Annotated in this window: 14 protein-coding genes; 9 read left to right on the forward strand and 5 right to left on the reverse strand. The window is 43.5% G+C overall.

Annotated features, from left to right (window positions below):
- Positions 1–14 precede the first annotated feature (14 nt).
- Positions 15–623: a Uma2 family endonuclease gene (locus tag ACE1CD_RS00560; RefSeq protein ID WP_374820717.1), complete on the forward strand. Its 609-nt coding sequence runs from the start codon at positions 15–17 to the stop codon at positions 621–623.
- Between the two features lie 84 nt (positions 624–707).
- Here ACE1CD_RS00560 and ACE1CD_RS00565 read toward each other — a convergent pair whose 3' ends face one another.
- Positions 708–2105, reverse strand: a complete 1398-nt coding sequence (locus ACE1CD_RS00565; protein ID WP_374820720.1) for an NB-ARC domain-containing protein — start codon at positions 2103–2105, stop codon at positions 708–710.
- A 230-nt stretch (positions 2106–2335) separates the two neighbouring features.
- Between ACE1CD_RS00565 and ACE1CD_RS00570 the strand changes: the two genes are divergently transcribed.
- Positions 2336–3328: a PEP-CTERM sorting domain-containing protein gene (locus tag ACE1CD_RS00570; protein ID WP_374820723.1), complete on the forward strand. Its 993-nt coding sequence runs from the start codon at positions 2336–2338 to the stop codon at positions 3326–3328.
- A 126-nt stretch (positions 3329–3454) separates the two neighbouring features.
- Here ACE1CD_RS00570 and ACE1CD_RS00575 read toward each other — a convergent pair whose 3' ends face one another.
- On the reverse strand, positions 3455–3652 hold the full coding sequence (locus ACE1CD_RS00575) for a hypothetical protein (RefSeq protein ID WP_374820726.1): 198 nt from the start codon (positions 3650–3652) through the stop codon (positions 3455–3457).
- Between the two features lie 127 nt (positions 3653–3779).
- Between ACE1CD_RS00575 and ACE1CD_RS00580 the strand changes: the two genes are divergently transcribed.
- Both ACE1CD_RS00580 and ACE1CD_RS00585 read left to right on the forward strand, forming a co-directional pair.
- Positions 3780–4100, forward strand: coding sequence for a hypothetical protein (locus tag ACE1CD_RS00580; RefSeq protein WP_374820729.1), 321 nt, complete (start codon positions 3780–3782; stop codon positions 4098–4100).
- Positions 4101–4547 carry a hypothetical protein gene (locus tag ACE1CD_RS00585; RefSeq protein ID WP_374820732.1) on the forward strand — a complete coding sequence of 149 codons (447 nt, stop codon included), beginning with the start codon at positions 4101–4103 and terminating at the stop codon, positions 4545–4547.
- A gap of 252 nt (positions 4548–4799) precedes the next feature.
- Here the strand turns inward: ACE1CD_RS00585 and cobN are convergent, their stop codons facing one another.
- Together cobN and ACE1CD_RS00595 are read right to left on the reverse strand one after the other, a co-directional pair.
- On the reverse strand, positions 4800–8966 hold the full coding sequence (gene cobN / locus ACE1CD_RS00590) for a cobaltochelatase subunit CobN (protein ID WP_374820735.1): 4167 nt from the start codon (positions 8964–8966) through the stop codon (positions 4800–4802).
- 570 nt (positions 8967–9536) lie between these two features.
- Positions 9537–9662: a hypothetical protein gene (locus ACE1CD_RS00595; protein ID WP_374820738.1), complete on the reverse strand. Its 126-nt coding sequence runs from the start codon at positions 9660–9662 to the stop codon at positions 9537–9539.
- Between the two features lie 143 nt (positions 9663–9805).
- On the opposite strand from ACE1CD_RS00595, the gene ACE1CD_RS00600 reads away from it, so the two are divergent.
- The 5 genes from ACE1CD_RS00600 to ACE1CD_RS00620 all read left to right on the forward strand — a co-directional run bounded on the left by ACE1CD_RS00600 (position 9806) and on the right by ACE1CD_RS00620 (position 15109).
- Positions 9806–12280 (forward strand): ATP-binding protein, encoded by a 2475-nt coding sequence (locus ACE1CD_RS00600; RefSeq protein ID WP_374820741.1) that lies wholly within the window; start codon positions 9806–9808, stop codon positions 12278–12280.
- Positions 12281–12341: 61 nt separating this feature from the next.
- The gene (locus ACE1CD_RS00605) at positions 12342–12758 is read left to right on the forward strand and encodes a transposase family protein (protein ID WP_374820744.1); all 417 of its coding nucleotides are present in this window, start codon (positions 12342–12344) and stop codon (positions 12756–12758) included.
- 17 nt (positions 12759–12775) lie between these two features.
- Positions 12776–13258: a transposase family protein gene (locus ACE1CD_RS00610; RefSeq protein WP_374820747.1), complete on the forward strand. Its 483-nt coding sequence runs from the start codon at positions 12776–12778 to the stop codon at positions 13256–13258.
- A 353-nt stretch (positions 13259–13611) separates the two neighbouring features.
- Entirely contained in the window at positions 13612–14298 is a 687-nt protein-coding gene (locus tag ACE1CD_RS00615; RefSeq protein WP_374792127.1) for an N-acetylmannosamine-6-phosphate 2-epimerase, read from the forward strand.
- A 76-nt stretch (positions 14299–14374) separates the two neighbouring features.
- Complete coding sequence (locus ACE1CD_RS00620; protein ID WP_374820750.1) at positions 14375–15109, forward strand: glutathione peroxidase; 735 nt, start codon at positions 14375–14377, stop codon at positions 15107–15109.
- A gap of 169 nt (positions 15110–15278) precedes the next feature.
- Here the strand turns inward: ACE1CD_RS00620 and ACE1CD_RS00625 are convergent, their stop codons facing one another.
- Positions 15279–16253, reverse strand: coding sequence for a hypothetical protein (locus ACE1CD_RS00625; RefSeq protein WP_374820753.1), 975 nt, complete (start codon positions 16251–16253; stop codon positions 15279–15281).
- Positions 16254–16284 lie beyond the last annotated feature (31 nt).

Here is a 16284-nt window from a genome sequence, read left to right on the forward strand (position 1 = left end):
GAAGGTGCGATCGCATGATTCAAGCTATATCGAAATCCCTTACTTTAGAACAGTTCATTGCTGACTATGGCGATAACGATCGCTACGAGTTGATTGATGGAGAATTAATTGATAGGTCACCAACCGGGCCACATGAAGAAGTAGCAGCTTTTCTCCTTCGCAAATTCAATGTAGAAATCGATCGACTAAATGTGCGTTGGTTTACACCCACACGCTGTCTGATCAAACCACTCGGACAAAGCACCGCCTTCCGTCCAGATGTGCTGATTTTAGATAAAGAGGCTATTGCAAACGAACCACTTTGGCAACAGGAACCAATCATTACGTTGCCAAGTTCTATCAAGTTGGTGGCGGAAGTCGTTATTAGCAATTGGCAAAATGATTATGCTCGTAAAGTGGAAGATTACGCAGCACTCGGTATCCCCGAATACTGGGTTGTAGACTATTTAGGAGTTGGCGGACGGCAGTTTATCGGTGTAGCTAAACCTCCTACAATTACTATCCATCAGTTAGTTGAAGGAGAGTATCAAGGACAACAGTTTCGTGGCAGCGATCTTATTATTTCCCCCACTTTTCCAAACTTGGAACTTACCGCCGAGCAAGTATTTGCAGCAGCAAGATAGCAAAGCGCGATCGCATCAGAAACCGGGTTTCTTAATCAAATCTCTTTTAGCCGACATAAATCATCGCAAAAACCAGGTTTATTGTCAACTATATTCTATTTTCACATATTGCTTCACCACAGCTTGCAACTTAAAAACCGTCTCTCCATTTTCTTTCTTTTCCAGCAAACAACGTCTTCCCAAAGATTGCATTACCTTGAATAACTCTGAGGGCGATATCTGCATATCATTTAACAATTGAGATATAGAAACAGGTTCATTTTCAGTCGCTAACCTAGACATTACCTGTTTCTCTAAATCTGATAACCTACTTAATTGCCGATCGAATATATCTTTTAAATCTTCACTCACAAATAGGGCATCATATTTCAGAAATTCAGCGACTCTCCCACTACACAAATCTTTAATCAGCGTTGCTACTATTTTTAACCATAATGGATTGCCTTGGTAAAGGTTAATCAAGTCTTCCCATTGATTTTCATCAACTAAACCTTTCTCTTTGAGTATTTCCCTTGCTGCGATACCTAAACCATCTAATTGTAGCGATCGCACTAATTTATCTCCCCCTTCCAATGTTACAATTTCTTTCGGTTTATCCCAACTAAGCAGCAACAAGCAACTATTATGATATAATTCTCCTAATCTTTTAAAGAGTAATCCATAATCTTCATATCCAGTTTCATAGCAACCAGCTAGTTGTCCGTTACTGAAAATATGATGTACATCATCGAATACGATCAGACAGCGTTGCTTTCGCAGATATTCTATTAATTGCGATCGCTTATTTTCTCCACTATCTGATAATTCACTTTCTTGCTGGTTAGATAAAAATTCGATTAGTTCTTTTTGAATTAGTTCTAGCGGTGGTTTATCGCAGAGACTTCGCCAAATTACACAATCAAATTTATCCTGAATTTGCTTTAGTAGCTGAACTGCGATCGCACTTTTCCCGATCCCGCTTATCCCCAAAATTGCCACTAGGCGACAGCGTTCTTGCACTATCCATTTTTCTAGGATAGCCAGTTCTTTTGTGCGATCGTAGAAATTGCCGAGATCCGGTGCATCATCTACAAAAACCCGGTTTCTTGAAGAAACCGGGTTTTTAACTTGGTGCGATCGATCTTGTGGAACTTGTGGAGGTGGCAAAGGTTTTGGACAAAAGTTAATGTTACCAATACCTACAAAGTCTTGTGCGAAATTTGATGAAACTGATGAAACTTTAGAGAACCGACACCTTTCCATTGTAGAGCGAAAATTTGATTTATTGACATCTTCTCCTAATACATCTGAGAGTACCTTCCAAAGTTCAGAAGCGATATCTTTAACGTGACCTTCTGTGCAATTAAACTGTTCTGCTATTTTCGAGTATTTCTGATTTTGCACCGTTCCCCGTAGGACAGCTTCTTGCAGATCGTCTAGATGTTTCCCTGTTTTGGTGAAAATTAGGCGATCGGCTATTTTTAACATTTCTTTAATGTCCATTGGTTAGGTAGATGTCGGTATTTTCACTATTATAATCCGACTTTTTCCTACTTTATCCGACTTGGGCAACTTTTTCCGACTTTTTCCGGCTTTTTTGTGTTGGAAAAGTTCCTACGAAATCCTACTTTTCCCGACTGGACAGGTAGCCTATTCTACCGCATACTTGGCAGCAAACCCAGCGTTTAAAGGTTAAACACCTGTTTCTATATGAGTATTATCAGGGGGATATAATGCTTAATTTTTCTAAAAGTTTATCTAAAAGCATTGTTGGCTTAACTGCTTCCGTTATTTTGATTCCAGTTATTTCAAGCAGCGCATCAGCCGCCAGCCTTGGCTCACTACTCAGTGCGGTGAATGATATTGTATCCATTGCTGATCAGTTGTCAGCAAACACAGGTACTGAAGTTAACTGTAGTAATTCTACACTCAAAAATACTTCCACTGTCCTCACGTTACGTACTGACTGTACATTAAAGTTTGATGTCAGTACTAATTTTAATATTGCTTCGGCTGGCTCACGAAACTGGCTAAACATATACCAATCGGAAAAATTTTGGGGAGATTCAAAACGCAATTATCGTCTCGATCTTACTTTCTCTGGCTTAACAATTGCAAGTGTCAGCACTCTTGGTAGTGGGGATGCTTATGCCAAAAGCTGGGTGAGTAATCTTTATAATTCTTCACATTCAACCGGACTCAATTTGTACCGTGCATTTGTGGGTAGCGCTTCAGATGCCAGATGGTTGAATTCCTATACTTTCAGCAAAAACTTTAGTGGAACACAAAAATTTGCTCTAGGAGGCGCATATTTGGGATTTGCTGAAGTTAATGGTTTAGGCAAACTAAAAGCTAGTTCTACTATCAGTTTCACGAGTATAGCTACTATAACTGATCTAGGTAAACGTCGAAGTTCACTAGCAAGCTTTGCTAGTGCTGCTAGCGTTTCTGACGATGATTTTATTCCCGTCTCGGATGAGGAATTGGCCAGTATTTCTGAGGATAATTTTAGCACTATCTCTGATGACGGATTTTCCAATGTTTATGAGGATGATTTTAGCACTATCTCTGATGACAGCATTTCTACCTCAGTTCCAGAACCATCTCAAATTGGCGGACTAGCAGCACTTCTAACTATGTTATTAGCAACCAAGCGCTCTCGTTTTGCCAAAAAGCATACTAAAGAAGCTGAAAAGCTTGTTGGTAAAACAGCGGTTAAAGTTTAGTAATTAGGAAGCTGGTAGTCTCCGAACATTACTCCCTCTCCATTCTGCACCAAAACTTTCAGTCAAGAGCGATCGCACCTTACCCAAAATAAGTGTGATCGCTTCCTCGCAGTACAACTCACCTATTTAACTTCCGATTTCACTTTCTTTTGTTGCAGCTTTCTGTTTCGCTGTAAGTCTATCTTCCGAGCGACCTTTCCACTTTGCCTCAAATGCGATCGCAAGTTCATTAAGTTCTCTAGCTTTCTGTTCAGTAATTTTGGCAAGTTCAAGCATCGAAGCTAATTTTGCCTGTTGCGCTTCACTCATAGATCCTTCTGTCATCAGAAATTCTCCAAAGATTCCCTCTCCATATTGTACAAAAAATTTAATCAAAATCCAATCGCACCTCCATTTACTCAAATAATGCTACTATTTAATCATAATCAATACCGAAAAAAATAAAAAAATAATGGAAAACATTGCTATCTCTGACTTATCGAACCAAAAATCATTAGAAACCACATTTTCAGAACTAACTGAAAGATGGCGCAAGGAAACGCAGATGATGTCCTCAATTACCAAAAAATCAAAACATCCTGCTTACCAAGAAATTATCAGCATGGGAACACCAGTTTTACCCCTAATTCTACGCGAACTGAAGCGCCAGCCAGATCATTGGTTTTGGGCGCTAGTTGCTATCAGCGGAGAAAACCCTGTAAGTTCAGAATCCAACTTCGATCGCGCTGTTGAAACTTGGTTGGAATGGGGAAAAAATCGCGGATTAATTTAGATGGAGTCAATTCAATTAGAACTTTATTTTCCGAATTTAAGAAACACCGGATATAGGATAGAAAGCCAAAAAACACCCCGATATAATTGTATTGCTTGGGCTGCTGGTGTAGACGATCGCCCTTGGTGGCCGATCGATTTACCGCCTTATTATTGGCCAGAAGAACCAAGAGTTGAATCCTTAGCCGCTTTCATTAGTGTTTTTCAAAGTTTAGGATATCAAGTTTGCGACAGTAGCGATCGCGAAATCGGTTTTGAGAAAGTAGCAATTTATATAGATGAAGATGAAATCCCAACACATATTGCAAGGCAACTTCCTTCTGGTGAATGGACAAGTAAATGTGGTGATTTGGAAGACATCATTCACACCTTAGAAGGGCTAGAGGGATCTTATCCAGCTTATGGAAGAGTAGCTTGTGTGATGAAAAGACCAATATCGGGAAGCTAGCATTTATCCGAATATATGGAAATTAATTAAGCTAGGGGGAAAACGCGATCGCACTTTCTCCACTCCCTCTCTATTCTGCACCAAAACTTTTAGCCATTCAGTCATCGATGGTTCAGTCATCATAAATTCTCCAAATCAGTTTTTAGCCTACTTGCATTTATTTTAACTTCGCCGCGCTACTATACAACTATAGTTATCCGTCGTTTCTAAAGTCGCGTTGCGGTGTAAGTAATTCAAGCTGTTATTCTAGTTTTAAAATTGCATAAAGGAGGTAGATTCAATTACACCTTCAGCTTGATGAACGATCGATCGCAATTTATCTACCATCTCTGACTCAACATCTTGCCACAACCCGCGCTGATGCGCTTCTAACAATCTTTCTGCCATATCTCGCAACACCCAAGGATTTTTTTCTTGGATAAATGCCTGCACGGATGGCTCAAATAAATACGCCTCTGCCACTCCTCTATACATAAAATCTTCCACACAGTTAGCTGTAGCATCGTAGGCAAATAAATAATCCACCGTCGCCGACATTTCAAACGCACCTTTGTAACCGTGGCGCATCACTCCCGCTATCCACTTGGGATTGACTACGCGAGAACGATATACTCGCGCAATTTCCGATCGCAACTGTCTGACTTTGGGATTTTCAGGCAGAGAATTATCGCCAAAATAAGTTTGGGGATTTTTTCCAGTTAAGGCGCGAACTGCTGCTGTTAACCCACCCTGAAATTGATAGTAATCATCCGAATCTAGCAAATCGTGTTCGCGGTTGTCTTGATTGTGCAGAACTATTTGCATCTGCCGCAGACGCTGTTCAAATGCTTCTGGTGCTGCAATACCGAATTTGGGATTTTGGATTTGGGTTTTGGGATTTTCCTGTGCCTTTGTTTCCCTATGACTGGATGTGTAAGCATAGCTACTCCAATTAATATAAGCACGCGCTAAATCTTGCTCATCTTTCCAGTTTTGCGCTTCAATTAAACCTTGCAGACCGGCACCGTAGGCACCGGGTTTAGAACCAAAAATGCGATAGTGCGATCGCATTTCTGCCTGTTCTTCATTTAACCCCGCAGCCAGCCAGAATTGCCTTTCTTGCTTCACTTGCGCCGCCAAAGGATTGTCTTCCGGCGGTTCGTTCAACGCGGCTACCGCCGCTATTGCGCGATCGAATAAATCGATTAAATTCGGAAAAGCATCGCGGAAAAAACCCGAAATTCGCAGCGTTACATCCACACGCGGACGCCCCAAAACCGCAACTGGCAATATCTCAAAATCTACTACCCGCCGCGATGGGCCATCCCACACAGGTCGCACCCCCAGCAATGCCAACGCCTGCGCCACATCATCGCCGCCAGTCCGCATCGTTGCAGTTCCCCATACGGATAATCCCAGTGTTTTAGGATACTCGCCATTTGACTGAGTATATTGCTCAATCAAAGTTTCAGCCGCTTTTCTGCCAATATTCCAGGCTGTTTCCGTCGGCAGGCTGCGAATATCAACCGAGTAAAAATTGCGACCAGTAGGCAGTACTTCCGGGCGTCCCCGCGTAGGTGCACCAGATGGGCCGCTGGGTACAAATCGACCGTCCAAACCGCGCAACAATTGGGTGATTTCTTGTTGAGTTTGTTGCAGTGCGGGTAGGAGGTAAGTGCTTATCCAATCTAACTCGCGCTTGATTAATTTTCCGCTTTCAATTATCAGTTGTTCTTTATCGGTTGCTATTAGCTGTTCTACTAAATTAGCTGCGTATTCTTCCAATAACTCGATCGCATCCCCAGCAGTTTGATATTTTGTGGTGTCTTGATATTTTGTGGTGTCTTGATATTTTGTGGGCTCTTGATATTTTGTGGGCTCTTGATATTTTGTGGGCTCTTGATATTTTGTAGGGTCTTGATATTTTGTAGGGTCTTGATATTTTGTAGGGTCTTGATATTTTGTGGGCTCTTGATATTTTGTGGGCTCTTGATATCTTGTGGGCTCTTGATATTTTGTAGGCTCTTGATATTTTGTAGGCTCTTGATATCTTGTAGGCTCTTGATATCTTGTGGGGTGGGCATCTTGCCCGCCTTCAATTAATGATGGGGAATTTAATGACAGGCGAGACGCCTGTCCCACAAGAGGTAGGGATGGATCTGCTGTTAAAGGGTCAAAATCCCAACCCCAATCTTTAGCGATCGCACGAGTTAAACCAAGGCGATTAGTACCGGGATGACGGGCTATAGCTACAATCAAATCCCTTAGCTGTCGCCCCTGCGGACATTGCCCGAAAATATGTAGTCCGTCCCGAATTTGTGCTTCTTTCAATTCGCAAAGATAACCATCAATTAAAGACAGAAGCGAACTGTCGAAATTTTCAGGAAAAAATTCTTTGTTTTGATTTTTTACTTTTAAATTTTGACTTACTTCTAAATCTTGCTGTAAATTTTCTTGCGATACCAACTGTGCGATGCGATCGGCTATCATCGGTAAACGCTTTGGGTCTAAACTTTGCGCCTCATAATATTCATCGATCGAACTTTCTAATTGTTGCAAAGGGCCATAAAGTTCCGCCCGCGTCATCGGTGGCGTCAAGTGGTCGATAATCACAGCTTGAGCGCGACGTTTAGCTTGAGAACCTTCACCCGGATCGTTGACAATAAACGGATAAAAATGTGGCATCGCACCTAATGCCACTTCCGGGTAACAATTACTCGATAAAGCGACACTTTTACCGGGTAGCCATTCCAAATTGCCGTGCTTCCCTACATGAACGATCGCATCTGCTTGAAAATGTTGTCGCACCCAATAATAAAAAGCTAAATAAGCATGAGTGGGTTCTAAATCCGGGGCATGATAATTCAAACTGGGATCGATATCGTAACCTCGACTCGGTTGAATCCCCACAAAAACATTACCTAACTGAATTCCCGAAATTGGAAATAGGAAATTACCCCTTTCGTCCCCCCCGTTGACGGGGGGGATTGAGGGGGGGTTCCGAATTCCCCAGCGATCGCATATCCCTTGCTGTACATCTTTTGGTAAACTTACAAAATACTCGTTATATTCTTCTAGCGATAATTGCTGCCAAATCTGTCGTAATTCGCGCCCTTCCGGATCGTTAGTCACCCCAGCAGTCAAGCGTGCAATCAACTCATCGCCCGTTTCAGGTAAATTTTCCAAATAATAACCAGCCGATTGCAACGCCTTCAGAATCTCTACACAACTAGCTGGAGTATCCAATCCCACCCCATTAGCGAGACGCCCATCGCGATTGGGATAATTAGCTAAAATTAGAGCAATTTTGCGCTCGGAAACGGGAGTTTTACGCAGACGCACCCAGTTTAAAGCTAAATCCGCTACAAAACCAATCCGATCTAATTGCGGTTCGTATCCCACCACATCAGTTTCCAATTGAGGATGGCGAGATTGCACTGCTTTAAATGAAACTGCTCGACTGATAATTCGCCCATCTACTTCCGGTAGCGCCACATTCATCGCCATGTCTCGCGGCGAAAGTCCTTTGTATCCAGATTCCCACTGTTCGACAGTACCGCTGCTAAAAATTACTTGCAATACAGGCACATCTAAATTTTCAATAGGGGATGGCATTGTCAATCCCAAATCTGAAATGGAAAAGCTAGTTGTATTTAGTAAAATATCTATTTGTTCTGCATCTTTGGGCTGGCAATATTGCAACAGTTCTGCTTGCACATCAGGTTCTCGCAAAGAAGAGACAAATATTGGCACTGGTTGTAATTTCCGAGCGGATAAAGCTTGACAAAGCGCATCGATTACAGTTGTATTTCCAGCTAAATAATGAGCGCGGTAAAATAATATTCCAACTTTAGCTATTGACAATTCTGCTTGTTTCCCATTTCCCATTTCCCAGCGATAAAGTCCCACACGGGGAACTTCTGCTGGTGGCGGCGGATTGTAGGTTTGAGCTAAGCACACATCGGCAACAAATTTAAGCGCGTTCACAAAATTTTGCACGCCGCCTTCGGTGAAATAGCGCCACAGCTGGTTAACTACTGTGAGGGAGACGGTGGAGCGATCGAATAAATGGGGATCTGGGCGATCGTCTCCCGGCATCACAATCAGCGTTTTCTGGGATTTTTCCACCGTTTCCCGCACTACTTCCAATCCATAAGACCAGTAGGAACGTCCTCCTAGCAGCCTGACGATAATTACCTCTGCTTGTGCAAGCACTTGTTCTGCATAAGTATCAATACTTAACTGTTGTTGCAACTGCAACAGATTCACCACCCGCAGCGCTGGGAATCCCTCCGGTAGGAAGCCGACTGCGGCGGCAAAGGTTTGGATATCCGTATCCGCAGCAGTTAGAAAAACGATGGGAGCAGGCGTTTGCTCCACAAAAATGACTCCTTCTTCCTGAAAATTCCACCCTCCGGGGGTAGCAGCTAAACGATGCAAGATGGTATCCCTTTTTCTGTCTGCTTACTCGACGTTGCGCTCTCTTCAGCGCTTTTTCATCTTGCCTCAAAATGCGAGGGTTTTCAATTTTTTTCCCATCTGCATCAGTAGAGAAATGGTTCTAACCCATATCTAAGCCTAATATCTTACCAGTTAAATCATGATTTGCCTTACTTTCGCCATCAATGCAAAACTGTGCTTAATATCCATCAGAACGGCTAACTATTCTAACTCGCTGGATTTGACGGATCTCAGAGAAGTGCAAATCTCTATTTCCCTAAAGCTTGAAAATGCCTCCACCAAACTGGTCGGTAAATGTGATATTTCTTCTTGCTTGCGATCGCACCCATCCGCAGGTTTTATATTTAACAGATGTCCTTCTTTGCAGCCGCTTGAATTTTGGATACCTTTTGGCCTGGGACTTGATTTTTCCAATTATCAAAGAATTTGTATATGCCTACCAGTTTTCTTTCAGCCATTGGTTAACGTGACATTGAGTTAAGTTTTTTACCCAAGCGAACTCAGGGTTTTCAGCTAAACCCGGTCGTATTTTATTGATATCCATACCGTTTATTCCTGGATCGTCCATCCTGTAACGCAAAGATTTATTACGAAAAAAAGGCCAGTCGGCAACATATCATCAATGATGCGATACTGGCTGAGAGTTTCTTGTAACTTAGCTTCATAAACTAGCATTTATGTAAAACAATTATTCAGGTATTGTAGCAATGTTTGTAAAAATATGGTACTCGATGTACCATATTTTTAACACCTTCGCTCCCAACCAAACTAACGGTATAATCGCGGTAAAAGGCAAATCTGATAAATAAATATCTAAAATGGTCAGTTATCAAAATTCAATTTTAAATCGATGTTTGCCCCTGACTACTTTTGAGCGGGTGCGAGAGTTATTGGGGCAGATGGCTCAAAGGTTTCAGGCAGATACCGGCGTCAATTTTTCCGCTTTGCGGAAAAGACAAGAACAAGATTTTACCTTATTTCTGACGGAAGATGTAGTATCCTCTGTAGAAGTACCCCAAGGAACGCTGCCAGAAAGGTTCGCGCTGTTAATTTCAAAGCGCTTTAGCGCCTGGTTGTTCGGAGACAGGGCATGGGAGAAAAGCGAGACGGAAAGCCCGAACGGAAAGGATAATCTGCCGACGACCAATTGCCAAGTGTCAATCCCCAATGCCCAATTCCTTAGCGTGGGGTTAACTTTCGAGCCAACAGCGATCGTCGCCTTTCTCACCCAACTCAGTAATTTAGTAGAAAACAATCTCTTTGCCCGTCAAACTCTGCAAGCAGCAAGCAAAATCCCCCAGTCTAACGACCCGACGCTTCAAAGTGAATTTACTCTCTCGTTGCTAGAAATCTTTTCCCAGGATCGAGAGGAAAACAATGCAGCAGAAAAGGTCTATCCTTATGTTTCTGTGTGTCAACCCGTTCATAATACGCTCAGCCAACAGATCGAACAAGAGCGACTCCTGAATCAGGTGACAACGCAAATCCGCCAAAGTCTCGAATTACCGGTCATTCTCAATACTGCTGTTGAGCAGGTAAGAAATTTTTTGCAAGCCGATCGCCTGATCGTATATGAATTTCACTGCGACACAGTAGAGGAGCGGCATAACTCTAAAATAGCTTCTTCTTCAGGCGACTACCACGGCTTTGCAGTCAACCAGAATGCCGACTCAAACTTTCCAGACCCCCTCTATCCTCTGGCATCTTTGGATTCTTCCTCCTGTTACGGTCGCATTACCTACGAAGCTAAGGCAAACGATAGCATACCCTCAGTACTCTATTTGGCAGAGGAGGGATACTGCTTCATCAAAGTGCCTAAATGTCGCGAGAAATATCGCAAAGGTTTTGCCTTAGCCGTCGAAGATATCGAAACTGCCTACATTTTTTCTCCCTGCTTGTTGGACTTAATGCGAAATGTGCGGGTGCGAGCCAAGTTAGCTGTACCGATCGTCATCCAAGAACAACTCTGGGGACTGCTCATTGTCCATCAATGCTTCCAACCCCGCCAATGGCAGGAAAATGAAAAAAACTTTCTCCGGCAAATTGCAGAACACTTAGCGATCGCCATTTACCAAGCTCAACTTTATGCCCAACTCCAACAGCAAAAACAAACTTTAGAACAACGGGTGATCGAGCGCACCCAAGAACTCCACGATGCCATGCTAGCCGCACAATCAGCCAGTCGCACCAAAGGTGAGTTTCTCGCCACCATGAGCCACGAATTGCGAACACCTCTCACCTGCGTCATCGGGCTCTCTGCGACTCTCTTGCGCTGGTCATTCGGTCAACTCAGTCAGAAACAGCGGCAATACCTGCAAACTATCCACGATAACGGAGAACACTTATTAGAGTTAATCAACGATATCCTCGAACTTTCTCAAATGGAAGCGGGTAAAACCGTTTTAAATATCAGCGATATTTCCTTATCTCTAGTCGCACAATATAGCTTACAAATTGTCAGAGAAAAAGCCCTCCAACGCGGCGTTGAACTGGCAATCAATTTACGTATATCTCCCAGTCAAGACCGATTTTTAGCTGACGGTAAACGAGTTAAACAAATTCTTTTTAATCTCCTAACTAATGGCATTAAATTTACTCCCTCTGGCGGACGAGTGACTCTGCGAGTTTGGTTGGAGGGCACTCAGGCTGTGTTTCAGGTAGAAGATACCGGGATCGGCATTTCTCAAGAGCAGCTACCTCTAATTTTTCAGAAATTTCAACAGTTGGATACCTCTTATCACCGCCAATACGAAGGCACTGGTTTGGGTTTGGCTTTAACAAAACAACTGGTAGAATTGCATAGGGGTCGGATCGAAGTCGATTCTAGGGTGGGAGAGGGATCGATTTTTACAGTTTGGTTGCCTCTACCGCCATCACCTCCTTCTCCCAACGATCCGCGCATACCGATAATGACCGACCTCCCCCAAGGGCGCATTGTGTTGATTGAAAATGATGAAGAAACAGCTAACCTCATCTGCGATATTCTCACTGCCGCCGGCTATCAAATTGTCTGGATTATTGAAGGCACAACCGCTATAAAACAAATTGAAATTTTGCAACCTTTCGCCGCACTCGTGGAAATTAATCTTTCCGGTCTAAATGGTTATGAAGTGATCCGTCAATTGCGTAATTCATCTGCAATATCAAACCTAAAAATTTTGGCTATAACTGCTACGGAAATACCCGCAAATCAATTATACGGTTTGGGGGCAGAGCCAGATGATTATCTGAATAAACCCGTGCAGCCACAAGAGTTATTGCACAAAGTTCAATTGCTAATGACTAATAATTAATTGTTGGTTGTTCATTAGACATCTCCAACATATAAACTAAACTGCGAGCGAGTAGGATAAAATGGAGTTTTACCTTACCGAAATGAGCCAACTGAGAGAATATATAGAAAAGCACCCATCCGAAACCCAAAGGTTAGTGGGTGTCGATTATGAGCAGTTAATAGAGTTGAGCGGTCTTGCAGAAAGATTACACAAGCAGAAACAACTTGCAGCAGAACAGAGAAAAACGAGAATAATCAAGGCTGGAGGGGGAAGACAGCCAAAGTTAAACTTGAGTGACCAAGTTCTACTAACCTTAGTATATCTGCATCACCTACCAACATTCCAGATGCTAGGAGTTCAGTTCGGAGTAAGTGAATCAGCAGCTAATTATATATTTCACTACTGGCTAGGAATATTAAGGGAACTGCTACCAGCCTCTTTAGTAGAACAAGTAAAAAAAAAGCCTCAGAATGGTCATGGATTGAAGAAATATTAAGCGACTTTGAGTTAATAGTGGATAGCTACGAGCAACCGCGTGAAAGGCCAGCAGAGTACCAAGAGCAAAAAAAGTATTACTCAGGAAAGAAGAAAAAGCATACATTTAAAAACCAATTAATAGTAATGCCTTCTGGTCAAGAGATAGTGGATGTAGTAGTAGGGAAACCAGGCGCAACCAGTGATATAAAAATATGGCGAGAACAACGGAGAGAATTCAGTAGTGGCCAGAAATTTCAAGGAGACAAAGCTTACGTAGGAGAACCAGCGATTGACACCCCTCATAAGAAAACTAGAAGTAAAGGTATAACGCTTGAACAAAAACAAGATAATCAAAAAAAAGCCCGCACTAGAGTGGTGGTAGAGCACTTAATTAGACTGGTGAAGACTTTTCGGATAGCGGCAGAAAGATTCCGGTTAAAATCCACAACTTATGAACCAGTAATTCTGACTGTATGTGGATTAATCAGATGGCGGATAGGTGCAATAGTTCGCGCATAGCTAAAAAGCCTAAAATTTCTGACTAAATATGAAACAATCTTACCTCAAAAATCCCTTCTATTTTGACCGCAACACTGCCAAAGCCTTATGTAACCGTTGGTTTTTGACTGCCTGCCCTTTGGGGGGCAGGCAGTCAAAAACCAATATTATAAAGGCTTTGGCAGTTTTTGGAGATGTCTATTGTTGATGCTTCATGCTTTATCATTTATCACGCGCCATAAACTTTTCCAACAACTGACAACTAACAACTGACAACTGACAACTGACAACTAACAACTGACAACTGACAACTGACAACTGACAACTGACAACTGACAACTGACAACTGACAACTGACAACTAACAACTGACAAATGACTGTTAATCAACAAAAAATAACACAACTGCGCCATAGCTTGATTGTTTCCTGTCAGGCTCCCGCTGACTCGCCCCTACACGATCCTCTCGCGATCGCTGCAATGGCGCAAGCTGCTGTACTCGGAGGCGCAGCCGCAGTAAGGATTGATACACCAAGTCATGTCAGCGCCGTGCGCCAGAAAGTAGAAGCACCGATTATCGGGCTTTGGAAACAGCAGATACGTGGATACGATGTATACATTACTCCTGAGTACCAACACGCGGAGGCGATCGCATCTGCCGGTGCAGATATCATCGCCATTGACGCTACCCCCAGAAATCGACCGGGTAATGAAAGCTTGCATACCCTAATTGCACGCATTCACAAGGAATTGGGCAAGCCGGTGATGGCAGATGTAGATACCATTGAGGCAGCGATCGCCGCCGAAAAAGCCGGTGCCGATATTGTGGGTACAACGCTCTACGGCTACACCAACGACACAAAGCACCTCTCTCCCCCCGGCTTGGAACTCCTGGCCCAAATGGTAAAAAATTTGAACGTACCAGCCATTTGCGAAGGCGGCATTTCCTCACCCCAGATGGCTCAACAAGCCCTACAACTGGGAGCCTATGCAGTTGTGGTCGGCACTGATATCACCGGTATCGATTACAAGGTTTTAGCTTATCGCGCCGTTTTCCCTTGACAACTCATACTCATAATGAGTACGCTTAAATAGAAATCGATCGAAAAAGCCATTTGACCGCACAGGAGCCAAATTCATGTTTTCCAACAAAGAAGGACAAAAAGTTCCCCACGTCACCTTTCGTACCCGTCAGAAAGGCCAGTGGATAGATGTAACCACAGATGAACTGTTTGTCGGTAAGACAGTAGCTGTATTCTCCTTACCGGGTGCCTTCACCCCCACCTGTTCCTCCACCCACGTTCCAGGTTACAACGAATTGGCGAAAGTCTTCAAAGAAAACGGCGTAGATGACATCATCTGTATTTCCGTCAACGATGCCTTTGTGATGGAAGAATGGGCAAAAGATCAAAAGGCAGACAATATCAGGTTCATTCCTGATGGTAACGGACAGTTTACCGAACAGATGGGAATGCTCGTAGATAAGTCAGACCTGGGATTTGGGAAGCGATCGTGGCGCTATTCTATGCTAGTCAAAGATGGCGTAGTCCAAAAAATGTTTATCGAACCAGAAGAACCGGGCGATCCCTTCAAAGTGTCTGACGCCAACACAATGCTCAACTATATCAACCCCAACGCAGTCAAACCGAAACTGATTTCCCTATTTACAAAAGTGGGTTGTCCCTTCTGTGCCCGTGCCAAAGCATTGCTGAGCCAACGCGGGTTAGAATACGAAGAAATTGTCTTGGGTAAAGAAATCACCACCAAGTCTTTAAGAGCCGTCACGGGCGCATTAACGGTACCCCAAGTATTTATAGATGGCAAATTAATCGGCGGTTCGGATGCGTTAGCTGCTTACTTGGGTGAGAACTAAGCCGATCCGGTATTTAGGGCGATCGATTTAATTGATGAATTTGGAGGTTGGGTTGAGCAGAACGAAACCCAACCTCCAAGTATTTTCTGACAAATTCCGATACCAAATTTTGTTTTGTTACCCCTTTTAAATTCTTGCCCCTTTGGTTGTACACAAGTTTCATGAAAATTTAAGATTGATTTGCGATCGGCAAACCTCTCTTTAAAATCACCATATGAGAACCGACCACCGGACTGCGAGCTAGGAGTACACCTTCAAAATCAGCGATTTCTAGCTTGCTAAAGTCTAATTGCTTCGCTCGATTCCACATATCAGCAGCTAAGCTATCTTGTTTGGCTGAATCGAAACTGTACCAATCATTGCTGACTTTAACAGTTAATATGCTGGCTATGAAGTTAGCTTGAATCGACTCAATCAATCCATCAGCATATTGGCTGGTGATCTCCACAACTTGATTTTGAATAGCTGCGATCAAATTCTGCTCTGGTGTTAAAACTGGGGGTGGTGGTGGAATAATCGCCACCGGTTGCGCCTCCGAAGGTGCTGACAGTTCTGCTGGCGCTTCTATAGGTGGTGGTGCGGTCACTTCCGTTGGCGCTATTGCACTTGGGGATGGAACTTCCGCAATTTGGGGCGGGTTTGGCGGTGAAAGCACAGAAGTTGCCCAAAATAGCAAAATGAAGAGAGCGGCGATCGCACCACTTAAAATCGTATCGTTAGGCAGTTTCTCATTCACAGACGCCGGCAGTCGGCTGCGAATTTTCCCCAAAGTAGCTTTCCACCACACCGGAAGATTGGTTAAAAATACTGCCAATTTCGCCGTGAAACTCTGAGTTGGCGGTGCTGATTGGAAACCAGCAGTTTTTGTTCCCTTCGTCGGCGTAGCCGTCCCTTCCGGCGTGGGTGGTGTTTGGGGTGAAGTAGGAGGTTTTATCTCCTGTTTCTTCCCCGTTCCTCCCACTAAGTTTGTTATGCCGCGCAAAGCATTGGCGCTTTGGGTTTTGAGAACGGGTTGGACTCTACTCCAGGTTTGCTGAAGCGTTTGCGTCACCTTCTGCAACGCCTCTCCAGACTGACCTTTCGGCGTCGGTGTTGGAGGTGTCTGTTTTTTTGGCTCTGGTTGCTGTGGCTGTTCCTGTGACATCGAATTTTCTCTAATGGCAGGGCTTTCCAGG

It is taken from the genome of Aerosakkonema sp. BLCC-F183, from assembly GCF_041929145.1.
Lineage (GTDB): Bacteria > Cyanobacteriota > Cyanobacteriia > Cyanobacteriales > Aerosakkonemataceae > Aerosakkonema.